Source organism: Streptomyces sp. NPDC059994 (genome assembly GCF_042737755.1).
Taxonomy (GTDB): Bacteria; Actinomycetota; Actinomycetes; order Streptomycetales; family Streptomycetaceae; genus Streptomyces.
Genome location: NZ_JBHWUR010000076.1, coordinates 1 through 20,868, shown reverse-complemented (window position 1 = coordinate 20,868; position 20,868 = coordinate 1). Strand labels below are relative to the sequence as shown.

The 20,868-nt window shown below is 69.0% G+C and carries 11 protein-coding genes; 10 read left to right on the top strand and 1 reads right to left on the bottom strand.

Annotated features, from left to right (window positions below):
- Positions 1-330 precede the first annotated feature (330 nt).
- Together ACFWA7_RS28915 and ACFWA7_RS28910 are read left to right on the top strand one after the other, a co-directional pair.
- Positions 331-7,107 carry an RHS repeat domain-containing protein gene (locus tag ACFWA7_RS28915; RefSeq protein ID WP_385825979.1) on the top strand — a complete coding sequence of 2,259 codons (6,777 nt, stop codon included), beginning with the start codon at positions 331-333 and terminating at the stop codon, positions 7,105-7,107.
- A 379-nt stretch (positions 7,108-7,486) separates the two neighbouring features.
- Entirely contained in the window at positions 7,487-7,933 is a 447-nt protein-coding gene (locus ACFWA7_RS28910; protein WP_385825978.1) for a hypothetical protein, read from the top strand.
- A 787-nt stretch (positions 7,934-8,720) separates the two neighbouring features.
- Here the strand turns inward: ACFWA7_RS28910 and ACFWA7_RS28905 are convergent.
- Positions 8,721-9,926, bottom strand: a complete 1,206-nt coding sequence (locus ACFWA7_RS28905; RefSeq protein ID WP_385825976.1) for a helix-turn-helix domain-containing protein — start codon at positions 9,924-9,926, stop codon at positions 8,721-8,723.
- A gap of 384 nt (positions 9,927-10,310) precedes the next feature.
- On the opposite strand from ACFWA7_RS28905, the gene ACFWA7_RS28900 reads away from it, so the two are divergent.
- The 8 genes from ACFWA7_RS28900 to ACFWA7_RS28865 all read left to right on the top strand — a co-directional run bounded on the left by ACFWA7_RS28900 (position 10,311) and on the right by ACFWA7_RS28865 (position 20,573).
- Positions 10,311-11,642 (top strand): nitrate/nitrite transporter, encoded by a 1,332-nt coding sequence (locus ACFWA7_RS28900; protein ID WP_385825974.1) that lies wholly within the window; start codon positions 10,311-10,313, stop codon positions 11,640-11,642.
- Between the two features lie 135 nt (positions 11,643-11,777).
- Positions 11,778-12,917: a uroporphyrinogen-III synthase gene (locus tag ACFWA7_RS28895; protein ID WP_385541854.1), complete on the top strand. Its 1,140-nt coding sequence runs from the start codon at positions 11,778-11,780 to the stop codon at positions 12,915-12,917.
- Positions 12,918-13,302: 385 nt separating this feature from the next.
- Positions 13,303-13,869: a CGNR zinc finger domain-containing protein gene (locus ACFWA7_RS28890; RefSeq protein ID WP_385541852.1), complete on the top strand. Its 567-nt coding sequence runs from the start codon at positions 13,303-13,305 to the stop codon at positions 13,867-13,869.
- A gap of 127 nt (positions 13,870-13,996) precedes the next feature.
- Complete coding sequence (locus ACFWA7_RS28885) at positions 13,997-14,560, top strand: sigma-70 family RNA polymerase sigma factor (protein ID WP_266980145.1); 564 nt, start codon at positions 13,997-13,999, stop codon at positions 14,558-14,560.
- A complete protein-coding gene (locus tag ACFWA7_RS28880) occupies positions 14,557-15,321 on the top strand; it encodes an anti-sigma factor family protein (RefSeq protein ID WP_385541850.1) in 765 nt (254 codons plus the stop codon). The genes ACFWA7_RS28885 and ACFWA7_RS28880 overlap by 4 nt, the downstream gene beginning before the upstream one ends.
- A 105-nt stretch (positions 15,322-15,426) precedes the next feature.
- A complete protein-coding gene (locus ACFWA7_RS28875; RefSeq protein WP_385825972.1) occupies positions 15,427-17,838 on the top strand; it encodes a HelD family protein in 2,412 nt (803 codons plus the stop codon).
- 393 nt (positions 17,839-18,231) lie between these two features.
- Complete coding sequence (locus ACFWA7_RS28870; RefSeq protein WP_385541847.1) at positions 18,232-19,647, top strand: NAD-dependent malic enzyme; 1,416 nt, start codon at positions 18,232-18,234, stop codon at positions 19,645-19,647.
- Positions 19,648-20,291: 644 nt separating this feature from the next.
- Positions 20,292-20,573, top strand: coding sequence for an HU family DNA-binding protein (locus ACFWA7_RS28865; protein WP_015033921.1), 282 nt, complete (start codon positions 20,292-20,294; stop codon positions 20,571-20,573).
- The last annotated feature ends 295 nt before the right edge of the window (positions 20,574-20,868 follow it).

Sequence of the window (20,868 nt, the reverse complement as noted above, 5' to 3'; positions counted from 1 at the left end):
CCGAACGGAAACGGCCCCATCCATTTCCCACTTTTCATGGCTGAACGGTGCATATCCATGAGCGGATTAGTGACAGTTGATCCCGAACAGGCTGAGCTATCTGTTCTCCACCGATCAGGCGCTATTCCTGCTCGCGTGGGCGGCATACTGCACTCTCCGCCCCAATGATGTAGTTGGGGCGATACGCGGCGTGGTTATTTTCACTGATCACGTAAATGCCTGGCTTTCTTCACAGACGGCGCACAGAATCAGCGCGTTCTGAAGCGGCATCACCTGCGTTCCTTTCAAGTGCCGCCCGTTGACGTCCGGGGGGACCTCACCGTGTTTGTCATGCCGCCGTCCGCACGCAGTCGGCGCCGCCGGGCATCCGTGCTTTCAGCCGTCTGCACGGCCCTGGCGATCGCCCTGCTGCCTACGCCCGCACTGGCACAGCCCCCGGACCCGGCCAGCGACGAGGCGCCGCGTCATGATCAGAGCTTGGCCTTGGAGAACCTCGGCCAGGAAAAGCTGATCAAGGGCGGCACTCTGGATCCGAAGCTCGACCGCATCGACGTCGAGCCTCCGGCGAACACCACGGACGCGCCCACGGGCACCACCACACCCCCCGCCGCGGGCACGGCTTCCGTCACTTTCTCCGCCACCGCCCAGCAGACGGCCTTCCACACCTCGTCGGCCTCCGTGGCTCCGGCCGGCCTGGAACCGGTGGGGGCCCTCCCGGTGAAACTGGGCCAGGCTCCCGGCGCGGCCGTTCCCACGGGCACCTGGCAGGTCGGCGTGTCAGCCCGTACGGCCGTCGAGTCCGACGGCGTGGACGGCGCGGTCGTCACCGTGACGGCTCCGGCGGGCGCTTCCGTGCCGGTCTCCGTGCAACTCGACTACAAGGCGTACGAGAACCTCTACGGCGCCGACTGGGCCTCCCGGCTGCACTTCGTGCAGTTTCCCGAGTGCTACCTGACCACGCCCGACGTAGAGGAGTGCCGGGCCTACCAGGACCTGGAGACGGTCAACGACTCCGACGGCAAGACGATCACCGCCACGGTGGACACCGCCGCCGACGGCACGGTGACTCCGGCTTTCGCCCCCCGGACCACGGCTCCCTCCGGAGTCATGCAGGCGTCGTACGTCCAGCCAATCGCCGCCGGCGGGGACAAGGCGGTCATCGGCGCGGTCGACTCCGGCGCGGGCAACGGCGGCTCGTTCAAGGCCACCCCGCTCGCGGGCGACGGCAAGTGGGCGGCCGGGAACTCGTCCGGCGCCTTCAGCTGGTCGTACCCCGTGACCGTGCCGCCCGCCCCCGCGGGGCCGGCCCCGAAGATCTCCTTCGAGTACTCGTCCCAGACCGTCGACGGCAAGACGTCCACCACGTCGCCGCAGGCTTCGTGGATCGGTGAGGGCTGGACGTACGAGCCCGGCCACATCGAGCGCCGCTACCGCGCCTGCCAGGACGACCGCAAGGACACCGACGCAGGGGCGCCCAACAACAAGGACAAGAAGTACAAGACGTCCGACCTGTGCTGGGTCTCGTACAACGCGGTCATGTCGCTCGGCGGCCGGACGACCGAGCTGGTGCGGGTCGGCAACACCGACACCTATCGCCCGCAGAACGACGACGGCACCCGCGTCGAGCTCAGGACCGGCGGCGACAACGGGGACAACAACGGCGAGTACTGGGTCGTCACCACCACCGACGGCACGCAGTACTTCTACGGCCTCAACAAGGTCGGCGGCAACCACGCCGACACCAACTCCGTCTTCACCGTCCCGGTCTACGGCAACCATCCCGGCGAGCCCTGCTATGCCACGGCGTTCGCCGACTCCCGCTGCGCCGAGGGCACGACCAAGAAGCAGCAGGCCTGGCACTGGGGCCTGGACAAGGTCGTCGACGTCCACAGCAACGCGATGATCGTCAACTGGGCGCAGGAGACGAACTACTACGCCCCCAACAAGAAGTTCAAGTCGCCCGAGAAGTACATCCGCGGCGGCTACCCGACGAGCATCGAGTACGGGCTGCGCACCGGCGCGCTCACAACGCCCTCGGCCCGCGTCGTCTTCAACGCCAAGGAGCGCTGCCTGGCGGGCGCGACCGCGTGCGACGAGGCCAAGTTCAACAACACGGCTGACCCCGCCTCGTACCGCCCCTGGTGGGACGTTCCCGGCAACCTGAACTGCAAGTCCGACTCCAAGTTGTGCCCGGCCTTCCCCTCCTTCTGGACCCGAAAGCGCCTGGAGTCCGTGACCACCGAGGCCGCTCGCCCGGGTGCCACGGGTCTGGCCAAGGTCGACACGTACAACCTTGAGCAGAGCTTCCCGCGCGACTGGTACGACACCTCGCCGGGCCTGTGGCTCAACAAGATCACCCGTCGCGGGTACGCCCCCGGCGACAGCACCGGCACCCTCATGTCCGGCGCGGGCGTCAGCTTCGGCCCGTACGTCGTGGGCAGCGACCACCCCCTGCGCAGCTACCTCAAGGACAAGCAACTCCCCAACCTGGTCCCCAAGTCCTCCAGCGACCCGCGCCCGGGATTCACGCGTCCGCGCATCGGCACGGTCGCCACGGAGCACGGCGCGGACATCCAGGTCCGGTACAAGGGCGGCTGCCGCACCGAGCCGAGCGTCGACCAGGACAAGAACACCGGCACTTGCTATCCGGTGCGCTGGTCGCCGGACGGTGAGGAGGAGAAGCCCGCCCTCTCCTGGTTCAACAAGTACCTCGTGGACTCGGTCACCGAGACCGACCGGATCACCGGCGTCTCCGACCGCATCACGACCAACTACTCCTACTCTGGCGCGGCCTGGGGCAAGAGCGACGACGAGTTCACCAAGCCCGACCTGCGCACGTACAGCGAGTGGCGGGGCTTCCAGCAGGTCGCCACCACCAAGGGCAGCAAGAACACGCCTTCCGCCAACAACCCGCAGACGCAGTCGTACTCGGTCACCCGCTACTTCCGTGGTGCGGGGGGTGCGGTCAAGGACTCCACCGGTGCGGTGACGCTGATCGCCGATGACAAGCCGCAGTACGGGGGGATGACGGCCGAGTCGATTGCGTACGACGGCAGCGGCGGCCGGGTGCTCAAGCGCACCCTCAGCTTCCCCTGGTCCAAGCAGACGGCTTCGCGCGACCGGGACGGCGGAGCCGGTGCCCTGCTCGCCCACCGCACCGGAGTTGAGCGCACCGACGAGATTCAGACGGCCGACACCAGCTGGCAGGCGATCCGCACCACGACCACGGTCGACGACGACCACGGTCTGCCCATCGAGATCCAGAGCGCTGTGGTCCGGCCCAATGGAACCGGTGGCGAGACCCTCAGCGACTACACCTGCGCCAAGACGGACTACGTCCACAACGAGTCCACGAACCTCATAGGACTGCCCAAGCAGATCCGCTCGACGAGTACGTCATGTGCCGATTACGCCAACGCCGATGCGGCGACGCAGCTCACGGGAGCCGCCCGGACGTCCTACGACGGTCTCGGCTACGGCGAGACTCCGACCAAGGGGCTCGCCACCACGATCTCGGAGACCAATGGCGCGGGCAGCGCCTTCGGCCCTGCGGTGACGATGACGTACGACCCGCTGGGGCGCGTCCGCACGGTAAAGAAGCCGCTGGTCGGAACCACCGAGACCCAGTACACGCCTGGCGATGCGGGCGGACCCGTCACCTCGACGAAGATCATCAACACCAAGGGCTTCGCGACCACCACGACGCTCGACCCCGGCCGGGCGCTCCCACTTACCGTCACCGACGCCAACGGTCGCGTGGCGCGCAGCGAGTACGACGCCTTGGGCCGCCTCGTGAGGGGCTGGACCCCGGTGCGCTCCTCGGGCACCCAGACGCCGGACGTCAAGATCACTTACCAGATGGCGGTGGCGACGGACACGACGACCAAGCCGACCGCCGTCACGGTCGAGAACATCAAGGACGACGGCACCTACGCCAAGCAGGTCACGGTCTACGACGGCCTGATGCGCGCCGTGCAGACGCAGAGCGAGGCGCACGGCCCCGGCCGCATCATCGCGGACACCCGCTACGACGACCATGGTCTCGTCCGGGAGCAGACGAGCCCCTATCTGGCGGCCGGTGACCCACAGTCCGCGCAGTTCAAGCGCGCCTCGGACAGCCTGGTGCCGAGCATGGCGCGTACGACGTACGACGGCCTGGAGCGCCCGGTCCGGGTGTCCACGCTCTTCAGCGGCAAGTCCGTCTACGCGGCGACCACCAGCTACCAGGACACCAGCACCTTCGCCGTCCCGGCGGGCGGCGCGGCCCCCGCGGTGAAGACCCTCACGGACGCGCGCGGCCGTGTCACCGCGATCCAGCACTTCACCAACCCGCAGTCCACCGAGTACCGCCAGACCAGCTACGAGTACGACGCCCGGGGCAACCGCTCGAAGGTCATCGACCCGGCGGGCAACGCCTGGACGTACACCTATGACGCCCGCAAGCGTCTGATCGCCTCGACCGACCCGGACACGGGTGAGACGACGTCGGGCTACGACGACGCGGACCGCCTGGTCAGCGTGACCGACGCGAAGGGCAGCACGTACACGTCGTACGACGAGCTGAGCCGGGTCGTGGCGGTCCGCGAAGGCTCCACGACGGCCCCGCCGGTGAAGGAGTTCTCGTTCGACACCCTGCCGGGTGCGCTGGGCCAGCCCGTCGAGTCGATCCGTCACGACAAGAGCGGCGACTACGTCAACCGGGTCACCGGCTACGACACTGGCTACCGCCCGACCGGCAAGGAGACGGTCGTACCGGCCAACGCCATGACGACGGGCGTGTCCGGCACGTACAAGTACGCGTACGAGTACACGCCGACCGGCAAACCGCTGTCGGTGACGCTGCCGGCGGTGGGTGGTCTGGCGGCGGAGAAGGTCGTCACGCGTTACAACAGCGACGGCTTGGCAGAGTCAACATCCGGGCAGAGCTGGTACACGACGGACGTCACGTACTCCCCGTACGGCGAGCCGCTGCGCGTGGTGAGCGGCCCCCAGCCGTACCGCGTCTGGACGACCAACTTCATCGACGAGCACACGGGCCGACTCCAGCGCACGGTCACGGACCGCGAGACGACCAACTCGCACAGAATCAACAGCAGTTTCTACTCCTACGACGTCGCGGGCAACGTCACGTCCAACGCCCGCCAGCTCACGGACGCGGGCACGTCGGTCTGGGACAACCAGTGCTTCACGTACGACGCGATGGGGCAGCTGGTCCACGCCTGGACGTCCAACATCACCCCGGGCACGGCTTCGGTGGGCTGCAAGTCCGACAGCGGCCAGCAGTGGGGGTACAACGGGGACGGCTCGGCGTCGGGCGGACCGGTCGCCAATGCGGCCGACACGGTCTCGGACAAGAGCAGCCCGGATGCGGCACTCACCGCCTCACTCAAGGCGGCCGCCCCGGCGGCGGGTTCAGTGGCCGGCGGGGCGACGGGCTACTGGGACAGCTACACCTTCGACGTCCTCGGCAACCGCGCGACGCAGGTGAAGCACGACCCGGCGGACGCGACGAAGGACGTGTCCCTCCGTTACGGCTACGGCACGACGATCACGGGCAACGGAACCAGCCCGAGCACGCTGATCCAGCCCCACGTGCTGACGAACGTCACCTCGACCCCGTCGGGAAGCGGCAGCGCGTACGAATACGACCGCACGGGCAACACCACAGTCCGCGACCTGGCCAACGTCACCCAGCGCTTCACCTGGACGCAGGAGCGCAAGGTCGACACGGCGACGGTCGACGGCGTCAAGACGCAGTACGTCTACGACGCCGAGGGCAACCGCGTCCTGGAGAACTCTCCGTCGGGGAGCGTGCTGTACCTGGGCGAGACGGAACTGACGACGGCGGCGGGCAAGATCACGCGCGCTAGCCGTGCATATGTACAGCCTGGTGCGCCGACAGTGGTCCGTTCTACGGTCGATGGCGCGACGACCAGCCACAAGCTCAACGTCCTTGTCGCAGACCAGCTTGGGACGGCCTCGACTACGGTTGAGGAGTCGCTGGGGCAGCCGATCACTCGTAGGGCATTCAAACCGTACGGGGAGGTACGGGGAGCGAAGCCGACGGCTTGGCCGAACAAGCGATCTTATCTTGGCGTCGGCATTGACGACACAGCTACGGGGCTGACCCACCTGGGCGCGCGTGAATATGACCAGCTGAATGGCCGCTTCATTTCCGCAGATCTAATATTTGATATTGCAGACCCGCTGCAGGCCAATGGTTACACGTATTCCCACGGCAGTCCTCTTACGCGCGGTGATCCCACTGGGCTTTATGACCCGGATGAACGCGACTATTGTGCGCGACATCGAGACGAATGCCAATATGGCAAGTTCAAGAAGGATGACACACTCACTCGTAAAACGGTTTCAAGTGGACATGGAACCAAGGATGTGATCTATGACGGAAACTCGGTTCCTCATGTAATCGGAACCGTTCCCGATAACGAGGAAGCTCGAATTGCATACGAGTACCTGAATCATGATCTGCGGGCGTCCGGTACGTATTACAACGGCAGTGGCGATGGCGAGATCTACTACCTTCAGGATGATACCGACCCAATCGTTGGGAAGGGTTTCGTCAAGGAGGCAAAAACAGGTAAGACGGTGATCACGGGCACCACTTCTGATTTCATAAAAGTGACCTACGTAAGCGGCGAGATCGTTGACGTAGACTCGTACGATGCGACATCCACAAAGGAAAAGGTCCCATCCAGTGCTGCGGCGAGCACCATTAGAAATAAAATGGACCACGGGAAGAAGGGGCAGGCAAATAACGTGGTTTACGTTGCCAAGAGTGGCTCTCAGGCTGCCGACGTAGCCGGTCATTTCGCGGAGGACTCGCGCGTTCGAGTCATTCACCCCGGCAGTGGATTTGACACCGGACGGGTATTCAATGGGGCGACTGGAGGTGCGAATCTTGGGCGTATCAGCCCCAAGCTCACTCGCGGCGTGGGTACACTCGGGTTGCTAGCACCACTGGCGCAAGCCAACAGCTATTATCAAAACTACGGTGCGCTGCGAGGTGGTTGGGAGCTCACGAAGGACGCGATTGACCCATTCGGGTTCCATCACCTTGTTGAGGGTGGCACTGCCCCAGTGGCGTGACGGAATAAACTCTGATCTCGACCAGCTTGCAAACCAATCAAAGGTAAGAGTACGCGTGGCCAAGGATTTGTTGACAGTCTGCCTTCCTCCCATGGCGGTTGAAGAAGTTCCTAACGGAATCGCAGGAGCTATGGCTCCATATGATATGGGAATGGTTGAGGTTTCTGGCGGGCCCCGATGGCAGGGTGAGTGGGATTGGTGGCATATCTACGGCCGGGATGGGGAGATGGGGCTTCCTGTTCGGCGAGGCCACGAGCGGGACGCGCGGATTATCAGGGTGCGGGAGTTCCCTAATGGAACTCCTCGGAAACCTCAGCCAGCGTCGCGATGTGATGGCGCACCAAGGGGCCTCCTTGACTTCGATGCAGCTAAGCGCCCTGTGGCTGCAGATGCTGCGCGCCGTTGGGCGCGGTGGCGTGATTTTTCAGCGTCTTTCGCTGATGCGCAACCATGCGAATCTCTTTCTGAGGGTGCCGACTCGGGCGCGTGCAAATATTTGGAAGCCCTCGCGATGGCGGAGCGTAGGAATCAGGAGATTCTGCGAGCGGCCCAAAATGATCCAAGGGTTCGGGATTTGACGGTGGGTATTCTTGACCCGGTCGAGCATTATTCGCTACCCCAGCGAGACTTTGTCAAGCGAGCGGTGTCTCGTCTAATTCCCACCAATGTTCTGCTGACCCTCGACGGGCGTTGGATCGACGGAAGTCTGAATGAGGAATCTAGCGAGATTCAGCCCAGAGGGGACGACTATTTCTTTTATGCGGACGAATATCTGGAGAATCTGAATGATGACGTAGTTATTGTGCGAATTCGATTTCATTCGTGACTCTGGGCTGGAAGGTCTATTCCCCTCTCGGGAGGCGTGGTATTATTTTCGGTTGATTTAAATGCGCTAAAAGGCATTGCAGGATCCCTGTCCGATGTTCGTGTGGTCGTTGTGGAGAACTATCTCTTCTGTGCCGATAAAGCTCGGCGGGAGAGCGTTGAAGGTGTCGATGATGAGCCACAATGTCGCTGTCCTCCTATATGTATTGCGGCCTCATTCGGGTGACCTCAGGGTGCATCGGAGGCACCGGCACGGTGGCCACCTGGATGTGAGTTCCGGGACCAGGGGCCCCGTCATGCGGATCGTGCGCAGCGGGTCCCACGTATGGCCGCTGTCCCGTGAGACCCGCAGTGTCAGTACGACCTGGGGCTCGCGCCCTCCGCGCGTGCTCATCGGGGTTGGTCCGGCCGATCCCAAGTGACGCCCGAATACTCGTGGAAGTGCAGCCCGTCGTGTCCGTCCCCGAGTGTGCAGTTGCGGCCCGGATTGCCCGGCGCTGGTGCCCAGCACAGGCCGAGGCCGACCGGCTTGCCCTTGCCTGCATCAAGTAGCTGCTCTGCGGTATGGCTCGTCCTGTTCACCGGCCCAGCGCCCCATCAAGCCGACCCTGATCCGCATCGATCCCGTGCTCAGGCGGATTGGGCATGCGGGCAGTGCAGCGCGGCATGGCGATGCTCCTCGTCAGCTGTGGCCATGCCCCCGGAGCGGTCGCGCGACCGCGGAGGCTCTCGTCGGCTCATGCTGCTGCGACGTGAGGCCCGCGAGTTTCACGGCCTGTGAAACACCGTCACGTGACGCCGAGCCAGGCGGCGAACCCCGACAGTGGCTCCTTGGTGCGGCGCTCCTGCTGGAGCAGGGTCAGGAACGTCTCGCGTACCTGCGGGTGGTTGCGGGTCTGCTCCGGCGCGGCCCTCCGCGCCGCCCGCAGCGCGGCGAACGCCTTCTCGCGGTTGCCGTGGTCCAGCCACCCCTTCGCCGCGTCCATGTACCAGTGGCCCGCCCGTACCGGAGCCACCGTGGCGGGCAGCCGGACTTCGCGGGTCAGGCGCGCCACCTCCGACCCGTCGTGCAGCTCCGCCGCCGCCCCGAGTCGATGCATCGCCACGTTCGTGGGGCCGAACTCCAGGCCGTAGTGGTTGGCGTCGCGGCCGAGAAGGCGGGCCGCGTCCGCCGCCGCGTCCAGGTGTGCGTGGGCGCCACCCGCGTTGCCCGCCCTCGCCGCGAACATCGCTGAGCGCAGGTGCACCGCGCCGTGCACGCTCAGCGCGGGCGGGTCCATCCGCGCGATGTCGTCACCCAGCTCGTGGCGCACCCGGTCCAGGAGCCGTAGACCACGGTCGTACGCGGCGGCCTGGAAGAAGAGTGTGGCGCGCTGCCACTGAGTGCGGCTGACGCGCAGGGGGTCGTGGGACTCCCCAGCTGCCCACTGCACCCGGTCCATGGCCTGGGAGCGCAGGTCGAACAGGCCCACGGTGTACGCGATCGCCGTCACTCCGGAGTACGCCTCGGACAAGAGCCCGAACAGCCGCTCGCGCTCGGCGCCGTCCGCCGCGTGGCAGGCACTCGACAACTCGTCGAGCAGCGGCGGCAACATCCGGCCGAGAGCCGCGTACCGGCCCGCCCGGCCGAGCGCGGAGGCGCGGGCCACATCGGCAGCCAGCTCGGCCCGGGAGCGGACGGGCACGGCCTCCTCCGGCAGGTCCCACGACAGCATGGCCGTCTGGATGTCCGGAACCGTCGCGTGCACCCGGCCCCGCTGCGGGTCCTCGTACGGCTGCCCGATGAGCTGGTCCAGGCGGACGCCGAGCGCGCGGGCGGCCCCGGCGGTGAGTGACGGAGTGGCTGGCTTGTGGCCCCGTTCGACCTGGGCGATCAGGGACTTCGAGCACGGGATGCGCTGGGCGAGCTGGAGTTGGGTGAGGCCGCGAGCCTTGCGCGCTCTGGCGATGCGCCGCCCGATGCGGTCCGGGGTGCTGTCGTCGGCGTACGGCATCCTGAAACCCTTCGGATCTCGATACCCCGACGTTACTCCTGGCTGCTGCTGAAGACTGCCGATCGGCCCCGGCTCTCAGCGGGCGGGCCATGCCCAGGACTCAGGCCGTGCACCCCTCCCCCCTGTGCGACTGCGGACACCCCCTGTTCCGCCACGCACACCTCCCCGTGAAGAGTTGCCGCCGCAGCAGCGGGGGCGGGCCTCACCGCACGATCCCTTTCCCCGTGAACACAAGGTTGCCCGGTGGTCACGCGGCGGCACGGGGGTGAAACCCGGCCTCCCTACCGTCGGTGTCCGGAAACAGTCATCGAGCAGTCGCAGTCATCAGGGACCGGCCCGTGCGCCGCACCACCGCGCTACGACCCGTCGACCAGGGAGGCGTCAATGAACGGCCGTTGGATCGAAGTGTGGGACCCGGAGGACGAGGTCTTCTGGGAGCGGACCGGGGAGCGGATCGCCCGGCGGAACCTGTGGTTCTCCGTGTTCTCCGAGCACATCGGGTTCTCCATCTGGACCATGTGGTCGGTGATGGTCCTGTTCATGGGGCCCACGTACCACGTCGACCCCGCCGGGAAGTTCTTCCTGATATCGACCGCCACCGCTGTCGGGGCGCTCGTGCGGATCCCGTACACCTTCGCCGTCGCGAAGTTCGGTGGCCGGAACTGGACCATCTTCAGTGCGTTGTCCCTGCTGGTGCCCGCGGGCGCCGCGTTCGCCGTGATGGAGCCCGGGACCTCGTACACCACCTTCATGCTCGTCGCCGCCCTCGCCGGGATCGGCGGCGGTAACTTCGCCTCCTCCATGACCAACATCAACTCCTTCTTCCCGTTGCGGAAGAAGGGGTGGGCCCTCGGGCTCAATGCCGGGGGCGGCAACATCGGGGTGCCCGTCGTGCAGCTCATCGGGCTGCTCGTGATCGGGACCGCCGGTGCCACCCACCCGCGCATCGTGCTCGGTGTGTACGTGCCGCTCATCGTCGCCGCGGCCATCGGCGCCGCGCTGAAGATGGACAACCTCGCGCCCGTGAAGAACGACACCGGGGCCGCCCTGGAGGCGGTGCGCGACCGGCATACGTGGATCATGGCGCTGCTGTACGTCGGGACCTTCGGGTCGTTCATCGGATACAGCTTCGCCTTCGGGCTCGTACTCCAGACCCAGTTCGGGCGCACCCCGCTCCAGGCCGCCTCGCTCACCTTCATCGGGCCGCTGCTCGGCTCGCTGATCCGGCCGGTGGGCGGGGCCTTCGCGGACCGGTTCGGGGGTGCGCGGATCACGCTGTGGACGTTCGCCGCGATGTCGGCCGCGACCGGGGTGGTGATCTTCGCATCCGTACAGAAGTCGCTCGGTGTCTTCCTCGTCGGGTTCATCTCGCTCTTCGTGCTCAGCGGGCTCGGCAACGGCTCCACGTACAAGATGATCCCGGCGATCTTCCAGGCCACGGCCGTGTCCAAGGGGATGGAGGGTGAGACCGCGGCCGCTTACGGGCGGCGGCTCTCCGGGGCCGCGATGGGGCTGATCGGCGCCGTGGGCGCGCTCGGCGGGCTCGCGATCAACCTCGCCTTCCGCCAGTCGTTCATGAGCAATGGCACCGGAACCGCCGCCTTCGTCTCCTTCCTCGCCTTCTACGCGCTCTGCTTCACGGCCACTTGGGCGGTGTACCTTCGCCGTCCGGCCGCCGCGACCGCACCCTCCGAACCCGTATACGCCGAGGTCTGACGGGGTCTAATAGGACACAGGGAGCGCGCCGCGGCCGTCCTCGCCGTAACACCGGGGACACGCGCGCGAACCGGGCCTGTCACGCGGGGTTGACAGGCTCGGTGCGAACCGCCGCACCACCCCGGTTGGAGAGCCATGGTCGACACACAGCACGGACCCCTCGCCGGGTTCACGGTCGGAGTCACCGCCGCCCGCCGCGCCGAAGAGCTGGGGGCGCTCCTTCAGCGGCGCGGCGGTGCGGTGGTGCAGGGGCCCGCCCTGAGGATCGTGCCGCTCGCCAACGACAGCGAGCTGCTCTCGGCCACCAAGGAGCTGATCGACGAGCCGCCGCACATCGTCATCGCCACCACGGCGATCGGCTTCCGCGGCTGGGTGGAGGCCGCCGACGGCTGGGGGCTCGGCGAGTCGCTGCTCGCCCGGCTCGGCGCCACCGAGCTGCTCGCGCGGGGGCCGAAGGCGAAGGGCGCGATACGGGCGGCCGGGCTCACCGAGGAGTGGTCGCCGTCGTCCGACTCGATGGCCGAGGTCCTGGACCGGCTCCTGGAGCAGGGCGTCGAGGGCCGCCGGATCGCGGTCCAGCTGCACGGCGAACCGCTGCCCGGCTTCGTGGAGGCGCTGCGGGCCGGCGGCGCCACGGTCGTCGGGGTGCCCGTCTACCGGTGGCTGCCGCCCGAGGACCTCGGCCCGCTCGACCGGCTGCTCGACCTCACCGTGGCGCGCGGGCTCGACGCGCTCACCTTCACCAGCGCGCCCGCCGCCGCGTCCCTGTTCTCCCGGGCCGAGGAGCGCGGGCTGCTCACCGAGCTGCTCGGCGCGCTCGACCGCGATGTGCTGGCCGCCTGCGTCGGGCCGGTCACCGCGCTGCCGTTGCAGGCGCGCGGAATCAAGACGGTGGCGCCCGAGCGGTTCCGGCTCGGGCCGCTGGTCCAGCTGCTCTGCTGCGAACTGCCCGCCCGGGCGCGGGCGCTGCCCATCGCCGGGCGCCGGGTGGAGATCCGCGGCCACGCGGTCCTGGTCGACGGCGAGCTGCGGCCCGTCCCGCCCGCCGGGATGTCGCTCCTGCGCACCCTCGCCGCCCGTCCCGGCTGGGTGGTATCGCGTGCCGACCTGCTGCGGGCGCTGCCTGGCTCGGGCACGGACGAGCACGCCGTGGAGACCGCGATGACCCGGCTGCGTACCGCGCTGGGCGCCCCCAAGCTCATCCAGACCGTGGTCAAGCGCGGCTACCGGCTGGCGCTCGACCCGGGGTCGGACGCCAAGTACGGCGACGACTGAGGGAGGGACCGCTCGGCCGGGGTGCGGATCAGCGGGGCACCTGGTGCCCCTGGTGGACGTTGTGCTCCGGCACGTCCGTCAGGGTGCCCGCGGCGGCGGCGAAGTCCTTGTCGCCGTGGAGGATCACGAGAGCGCGGTGCGTCGCGGTCGCGCAGACCGGCCATCGACGGCCGACAGGCTCTGGTGGCGGCCGCGCTGGGCCAGCCGGTACTGCGCCGTCCCGATCCACTGCCAGGCGCTCTTCGGCACCGGCACATCGCGGGACAGGACGCACCGCAACCCCGCCACCCCATGGCCACGCCCCGGCAGAAGGGCTTCCGGCGCCGCGCCCGGGCGGGCACTCTGGAGGTACGGCACTCACCGGTAACCCCCAAGGCGGTGGCGCATGTTGCGGTTCGACTCCGGGCGGATCTGTCTGGATCTGGTGGCGACCGGGGCGTACGACAGTGATCAGCTGGACAGCGCAGCAAGGCTCGGGCAGTGGCTCGTCGGCGCCGGGCTCGTGCCGGCCGGCACCCCGCTGCCGGGGGCCGACAGCGCGTGGCTGCTCCGGTTCGCCGAACTGCGCGAACACATCGGACAGCTGGTCCACGCCGAGCTCGGCGGCCGGGGCGGCGCGGCCGCCGCGGCCCTGGAGCGGGTCAATGCCCTCGCCGCCGCCGCACCCCCGGGCGTACGTGCGATCCGGGGTGCCGACGGACGGCTGGTGCGCACCCTCAGCGGCTCCCCCGACTGCACCGCGCTGCTCGCCGTGGTCGCCCGGGACGCGGTGGAGCTGCTCACCGACCCTCAGGACCGGTCCCGGCTGCGCCAGTGCGAGGGCGACAACTGCTTCCGGCTGTACTTGGACACCTCGCGCGGACGGCGGCGCCGCTGGTGCTCCAGCGAGGTGTGCGGCAACCGGGAACGGGTGGCGCGGCACCGGCGGCGCACCGCGGCCGCGGCTCTGTGAAACCGCTCTGGCCACTCCGTAAACAAAAAATCTCGCGCCGGTTTGAATGGTTCAGGACAACCGTCCGTATGGAGGGGTGAGCCGGACGCGACCCGCGCGCCGGCAGGGTCTCGACCGGGAGGTTCTGGTGCGCAAGGATGCCGCCGTGGCCGATGACCGTCCGCAAGGCGCCCGGCACCGCTCCGTTCCCGACGAGGAGCTGATGCGGGCGCTCTATCGCGAGCACGCGGGACCGCTGCTCGCGTATGTGCTCCGTCTCGTCGCCGGCGACCGCCAGCGGGCCGAGGACGTCGTGCAGGAGACGCTCATCCGTGCCTGGAAAAACGCCGGTCAGCTCAACAGAGCGACCGGTTCGGTCCGCCCCTGGCTGGTGACGGTCGCACGGCGCATCGTCATCGACGGCCACCGCAGCCGGCAGGCCCGGCCGCAGGAGGTCGATCCGTCGCCGCTGGAGGTCATGCCCGCGGAGGACGAGATCGACAAGGCGCTGTGGCTGATGACGCTCTCGGACGCGCTCGACGACCTGACGCCCGCACATCGCGAGGCGCTGGTCGAGACGTACTTCAAAGGACGTACGGTCAATGAAGCGGCCGAGGCGCTGGGCGTGCCGAGCGGGACCGTCAGGTCCCGCGTCTTCTACGCCCTGCGCTCCATGAAACTCGCGTTGGAGGAACGGGGGGTGACGGCATGACCACGCCGGAGTACCAGTCCGAACACGAGGCGGTCGCGGCGTACGCGCTCGGCATCCTCGACGGCGCCGAGGCCACCGCCTTCGAGGCGCACCTGGCGGGCTGTGACCTGTGCGCGGACGAGCTCGACCAGCTCGGCGGCATGGAGTCCCTCCTCTCCACCCTCAAGGAGTTCCCCGGCCCCGCCGACCGCCCGCTGCGCCCGGCTCCGCCGAGCATGAGCGAGCGGCTCATCGACGAGGTGGCGGCGCAGCGCGCCAGGCGCAGGCGCCGCACCACGTACCTGGTGGCGGCCGCCGCGGCGCTGATCATCGGCGGTCCGGCGATCGCCGTGGTGGCCACCTCCGACGGCTCCAGCGGCACCACCGCGAGCCAGCCGGCCGAGGCGCACCCGACCAGCCCCGCCGAGGACGCCTTCTTCAACCACATGACCCGGAAGGTGGCGGCGACCGACGCGACGACCGGCGTCAGCGCGACCGTCGGCACCGAGAAGAAGGGCTGGGGCACCCACACCGTTCTGCAGCTGAAGAACGTGAAGGGCCCGCTGAAGTGCAGCCTCATCGCGATCGGCAAGGACGGCGAGCAGGAGACGGTGACCACCTGGGCGGTGCCCAAGTGGGGGTACGGGATCAAGGACAGCCCGCGCAAGGAGTCGGAGTACCCGCTGTACGTGCACGGCGGTACCGCCATGAACCGGGACCAGATTGACCATTTCGAGGTCCGGACCCTCGACGGCAGGGCCCTGGTGGACGTCCCGGCCTGACCGGCAGGTGATCTCCGCCCGATCACCGGCCGGTCACCGCCTGACAGACCGGCCCCCTTCGCGTACGGTTGACGGCTGCCCAATGCACGTCAGAAGGGGGCCCCGGTGGCCGCGCAGGAAGTCGCTGTCGACTCGGTCAGAGACCGTGAGATCGGAGTCGAACAGGAACACCTGGACAAGGTGTACCGCCGCCTGGAGGAGAAGATCCACGAGGCGGAGTTCCTGATGAACGACGCCGCCCAGCGCGGCCAGGTGGGAACACCCGGAGCGCTGGCGGAGAGGGACGCCCAGGTCTTCAGGGCCGGGATCCACCTCAACCGCCTCAACAACGAATTCGAGGACTTCCTCTTCGGCCGGATCGACCTGCTGCTCGGCAAGGACGGCAAGAAGGGCCCCGACGGGGCCTACACGGCTGTGGAGCCCGCCGAGGAGGCCGTACGCGAGGGGGAGGGCGGCAAGTACGCCGAGATCGCCGAAACGCTGCACATCGGCCGTATCGGCGTTCTCGACTCCGACTACGCGCCGCTGGTCATCGACTGGCGCGCGCCCGCCGCCGCGCCGTTCTACCGCTCCACGCCCGTCGACCCGGGCCGGGTGGTGCGCCGCCGCGTCATCCGCTCCAAGGGCCGCAAGGTGCTCGGGGTCGAGGACGACCTGATGCGCCCGGAGCTGACCGCGACGCTCGACGGCGCCGAGCTGGCGGTGATCGGCGACGGCGCCCTGATGGCCGCGCTCGGCCAGGCCCGCAGCCACACCATGCGGGACATCGTCGCCTCCATCCAGGCCGAGCAGGACCTGGTGATCCGGGCGCCCGCCGCGTCGGTCACATACGTCGAGGGCGGCCCCGGCACCGGCAAGACCGCCGTCGCGCTGCACCGCGCCGCGTACCTGCTCTACCAGGACCGCCGCCGCTACGCGGGCGGCATCCTGATCGTCTCCCCGACCCCGCTGCTCGTGGCGTACACCGAAGGCGTGCTGCCCTCGCTCGGCGAGGAGGGCCAGGTGGCGATCCGCGCGGTCGGAAACCTGGTCGACGGCGCCGAGGCCACGGCGTACGACGACCCGGCGGTGGCCAGGATCAAGGGCTCCTCCCGGATGCTCCATGTGCTGCGCAAGGCGGCGCGCGGCGCCCTGGAGACGGCGGACCCGGCGCGGGGCAGGACCCGGCGGGGCAACCCGGCCCGGGGCTCCGCGCCGCAGGACAACGGCCAGCTCTCGTTCGGCGAGGAGCCGGCGGCCGAGCAGACCGCGGTGACCCCCACCCGGCTGCGCGTCGTCGCCTTCGGCCGGCGCGTCGAGCTGGAGGCCGAGGAGCTGCGGCGGATCCGGCACGCCGTGCTCAGCGGGACCGCCCCGGTCAACCTGCTGCGCCCGCGCGCCCGCAAGCTGCTCCTGGACGCCCTGTGGAGCAGATCGGGCGCGGCCGGGCGGCACACGGACCCGGAGCTCGCCGCCGAGCTGCGGTCCTCGTTCGACGACGACGTCACCTCCGAGGACAGCTTCATCGCGTTCCTGGACGCCTGGTGGCCCGAGCTCACCCCGCGCGGGGTGCTCGCGGCGATGGGCGACGAGCGGCGCCTGGGCCGCTGGGCACGGCGGGACCTGACGCCCGGCGAGACCCGGCGCCTGGCCCGTTCGCTCTCCCGGCTCGACGCCACCGGCCACGGGCCGCTGTCGGTGCACGACGTGGCGCTCCTGGACGAGCTCCAGACGCTGCTCGGTACCCCGGCCAAGCCCAGGAAGAAGCGCGAGTACGACCCGCTGGACGCGCTCACGGGCCTTGAGGAGCTGATGCCGCAGCGCGAGGAGACCCAGCGCGAGCGCGCGGAGCGGCTGGCGCTGGAGCGCACCGAGTACGCGCACGTCATCGTCGACGAGGCGCAGGACCTCACGCCGATGCAGTGGCGCATGGTCGGCCGCCGGGGCCGCACGGCCACCTGGACGGTGGTCGGGGACCCGGCCCAGTCGTCCTGGTCCGACCCGGACGAGGCGGCCGCCGCGCGCGACGAGGCGCTGGGCTCGCGCCCGCGCCGCCGTTTCGAGCTGACCGTGAACTACCGCAATCCGGCCGAGATCGCGGAACTGGCCGCCCGGGTGCTGGCGTTGGCGATGCCGGGCATGAAGTCCCCGGCGGCGGTCCGCTCCACCGGCGTCGAGCCGCGCTTCGCCGTCGTACGGGACGACCTCGCCGAGTCCGTACGGGAGGAGGCGGCCCGTCTCCTCGACCAGGTCGACGGAACGGTCGGCGTGGTGGTCGCCATGCGGCGGCGCGAGCAGGCGGCGCGCTGGCTGGCCGGTCTCGGCGAGCGCGTGGTGGCGCTCGGCAGCCTGGAGGCGAAGGGTCTGGAGTACGACGCCACGGTGGTGGTCTCCCCGGCGGAGATCGCCGACGAGTCGCCCGCCGGGCTGCGCGTGCTGTACGTGGCGCTCACCCGGGCCACCCAGCAGCTCACCGTGATCTCCGGCGAGCGCGACGAGCCGGACGCGGACGGGGTGCCTGACCTGCTGCGGGACTGAGCGCGGAGAAACGGCAAAAAATACGCCGGGGTCAACTCGCGATGCTTGAATCACTTGCCGGGGTGGTTTGTTAGCCTGGGTACGGCACCGGCTCGATCCAAGCCCCCGGGCCCAACCTTAGTCGCTTCGAGCGACCACTTGCCGCGAGGCGAGCATGGCGGGTCGGTGTCTTAACGTGAGCGACAGGCCCACGTCATCTGCGGATGGCGTGGGCCTGTCGTAGTTTTCGGGGCTTCCGCCGATCGATCATCTCTCGTATGGTGGAAAGTGTTTTCCGGAATCATTGGCGCGTTACCGGCTACCAGCCAGTAGGTGCGAACATCGGATGGCGCTGACCGGCGACAGTCGGGGCGGCGCCAGCAACGAAGCTAGGGAAAGCAGAGGAACCCGGTCATGGCAACGGCGCCCAGCGTCTCGTACTCGATGACGGTCAGGCTGGAGGTGCCCGCCAGCGGTACGGCGGTCTCCCAGCTCACCACGGCCGTGGAGTCCTCCGGCGGTTCGGTCACCGGCCTCGACGTGACCGCCTCCGGCCACGAGAAGCTGCGGATCGACGTCACCATCGCGGCCACCTCCACCTCGCACGCCGACGAGATCGTCGGGAAGCTGCGCGGGATCGAGGGCGTCACCCTCGGCAAGGTCTCCGACCGTACGTTCCTGATGCACCTCGGCGGCAAGATCGAGATGCAGTCGAAGCACCCCATCCGCAACCGTGACGACCTCTCGATGATCTACACCCCGGGTGTCGCCCGGGTGTGCATGGCGATCGCCGAGAACCCCGAGGACGCCCGCCGCCTCACCATCAAGCGCAACTCCGTCGCGGTCGTCACCGACGGCTCGGCCGTCCTCGGCCTCGGCAACATCGGCCCCAAGGCCGCGCTCCCGGTCATGGAGGGCAAGGCGGCCCTCTTCAAGCGGTTCGCGGGCATCGACGCCTGGCCGCTCTGCCTGGACACCCAGGACACCGACGAGATCGTCGCGATCGTCAAGGCGATCGCCCCCGGCTTCGCGGGCATCAACCTGGAGGACATCTCCGCGCCGCGCTGCTTCGAGATCGAGGCCCGGCTGCGCGAGGCCCTCGACATCCCCGTCTTCCACGACGACCAGCACGGCACCGCGATCGTGGTGCTCGCCGCGCTGACCAACGCGCTGCGCGTGGTGGGCAAGGGCATCGGTGACGTACGGGTCGTCATGTCCGGTGCGGGCGCGGCCGGTACGGCCATCCTCAAGCTGCTGCTGGCGGCCGGCGTGAAGAACGCGGTCGTCGCCGACATCCAGGGCGTCGTCCACTCGGGCCGCGCGGACCTGGCCGGCGCCGACGGCGACTCCGACATGGCGTCGCTGCGCTGGATCGCCGAGAACACCAACCCGGAGGGCCTGACCGGGTCCCTGCGCGAGGCCGTGGTCGGCGCGGACGTCTTCATCGGCGTCTCCGCCCCCAACGTCCTGAACGGCGACGACGTGGCCGCGATGGCCGAGGGCGGCATCGTCTTCGCGCTCGCGAACCCCGACCCCGAGGTCGACCCGGCCGTCGCGCGCCAGAGCGCGGCCGTGGTGGCCACCGGCCGCTCGGACTTCCCGAACCAGATCAACAACGTGCTGGTCTTCCCCGGCGTCTTCCGCGGCCTCCTGGACGCCCAGTCGCGCACGGTCAACACGGACATGATGCTGGCCGCCGCGACCGCGCTCGCGAACGTGGTGACCGAGGACGAGCTGAACGCGAACTACATCATCCCGTCGGTCTTCAACGACAAGGTCGCGGGCGCGGTGGCGGGCGCGGTGCGCACGGCGGCCCAGGCCGCGCTCTAGGGCCTGTCCGGCGGATCTGGTCGGCTTCGGCCCGGGACGCCTTTTCGGTGCTGGTGAGCGGGGGTCTGGTGCTTCCCCAAGCTCTCCACTTCGTTCGAGCGGGGGAGACCCCGATACTGCGAGGCGGAGGAGGGCGACATGGCGGAGCCATGGCAACCGACGACAACGCCGCAGGGGGTCCCCCTGGCCCTCAAGGCCTTGGGGGAGGGCGTACCAGACCCCCGCGGCACAGACAAGATCCGCCGGCCAGGCCCTAGGCACGTCGGGGGCGCGCGCGTGGGGCTGTGACCGGCCCCACGTCCGCCTGCCGTCCGGCGCGTCGCGGGATGCGGGGCTGTGGGGCCGCCCGTAGGGTGGCGGACCATGAACCCGCATCCGCCCCTGCGGTTCCAGCGAGTCCCCAGGGAGTCGACGGAGCGTCACCATGACGGGGCTGTGGCGCTTTTCGTGTGACTCCGGAGGGTGCCGGATTGGCTTTCCCGCCACAGGTGGGGGCAGGATGCGTAACCGGGCGCGAGGGTCCGACACGGACCCGGGTCCGGGGACTGTCCGAGGGCCCTGGCAGCATCGGCTTCGCTGTACCCAACATGCGGCTTCCGCCGCGTGGCACGCCCCACAGGCAAGAAGAACACGGGAGTAAGAACATGAACCGCAGTGAGCTGGTGGCCGCGCTGGCCGACCGCGCCGAGGTGACCCGCAAGGACGCCGACGCCGTTCTGGCCGCTCTCGCCGAGACGGTCGGCGAGGTCGTCGCCAAGGGCGACGAGAAGGTCACCATCCCCGGCTTCCTGACCTTCGAGCGCACCCACCGTGCCGCTCGTACCGCTCGTAACCCGCAGACCGGCGACCCGATCGACATCCCGGCCGGCTACAGCGTGAAGGTCTCCGCGGGCTCGAAGCTCAAGGAAGCCGCGAAGGGCAAGTAAGCGCCCCTTGCAGGCCGCTTAGCTGAAAGACGAAGGGCGGCCACCCCCGTGGAGGGGGGTGGCCGCCCTTCGGCGTTGCCCGGTGTTCGTCCGCGGGTGGGTGGGGGCTGGTCGCTCCCCCGTTGCGGGGCCCGCGGCCCCTGCACCCCGCTTCGGGGCTGCGGCCCCGGGTCTCCCTTCGTCTGCGGGCCGTCCTGGGCCGGTCGCGCAGTTCCCCGCGCCCCTGAAGACAGGCACCTCCAGCCGCTCCGGCGTTTGCGGACTGGAGTGCAGTGCCCCCCCAGGGGCGCGGGGA

Excerpts from the sequence above, each read along its gene's own strand:
- ACFWA7_RS28915 (WP_385825979.1), top strand. The coding sequence starts at position 331 with ATGCCGCCGTCCGCACGCAGTCGGCGCCGCCGGGCATCCGTGCTTTCA.
- ACFWA7_RS28905 (WP_385825976.1), bottom strand. The coding sequence starts at position 9,926 with ATGCCGTACGCCGACGACAGCACCCCGGACCGCATCGGGCGGCGCATC.
- ACFWA7_RS28900 (WP_385825974.1), top strand. The coding sequence starts at position 10,311 with ATGAACGGCCGTTGGATCGAAGTGTGGGACCCGGAGGACGAGGTCTTC.
- ACFWA7_RS28895 (WP_385541854.1), top strand. The coding sequence starts at position 11,778 with ATGGTCGACACACAGCACGGACCCCTCGCCGGGTTCACGGTCGGAGTC.
- ACFWA7_RS28890 (WP_385541852.1), top strand. The coding sequence starts at position 13,303 with ATGTTGCGGTTCGACTCCGGGCGGATCTGTCTGGATCTGGTGGCGACC.
- ACFWA7_RS28880 (WP_385541850.1), top strand. The coding sequence starts at position 14,557 with ATGACCACGCCGGAGTACCAGTCCGAACACGAGGCGGTCGCGGCGTAC.
- ACFWA7_RS28870 (WP_385541847.1), top strand. The coding sequence starts at position 18,232 with ATGGCAACGGCGCCCAGCGTCTCGTACTCGATGACGGTCAGGCTGGAG.
- ACFWA7_RS28865 (WP_015033921.1), top strand. The coding sequence starts at position 20,292 with ATGAACCGCAGTGAGCTGGTGGCCGCGCTGGCCGACCGCGCCGAGGTG.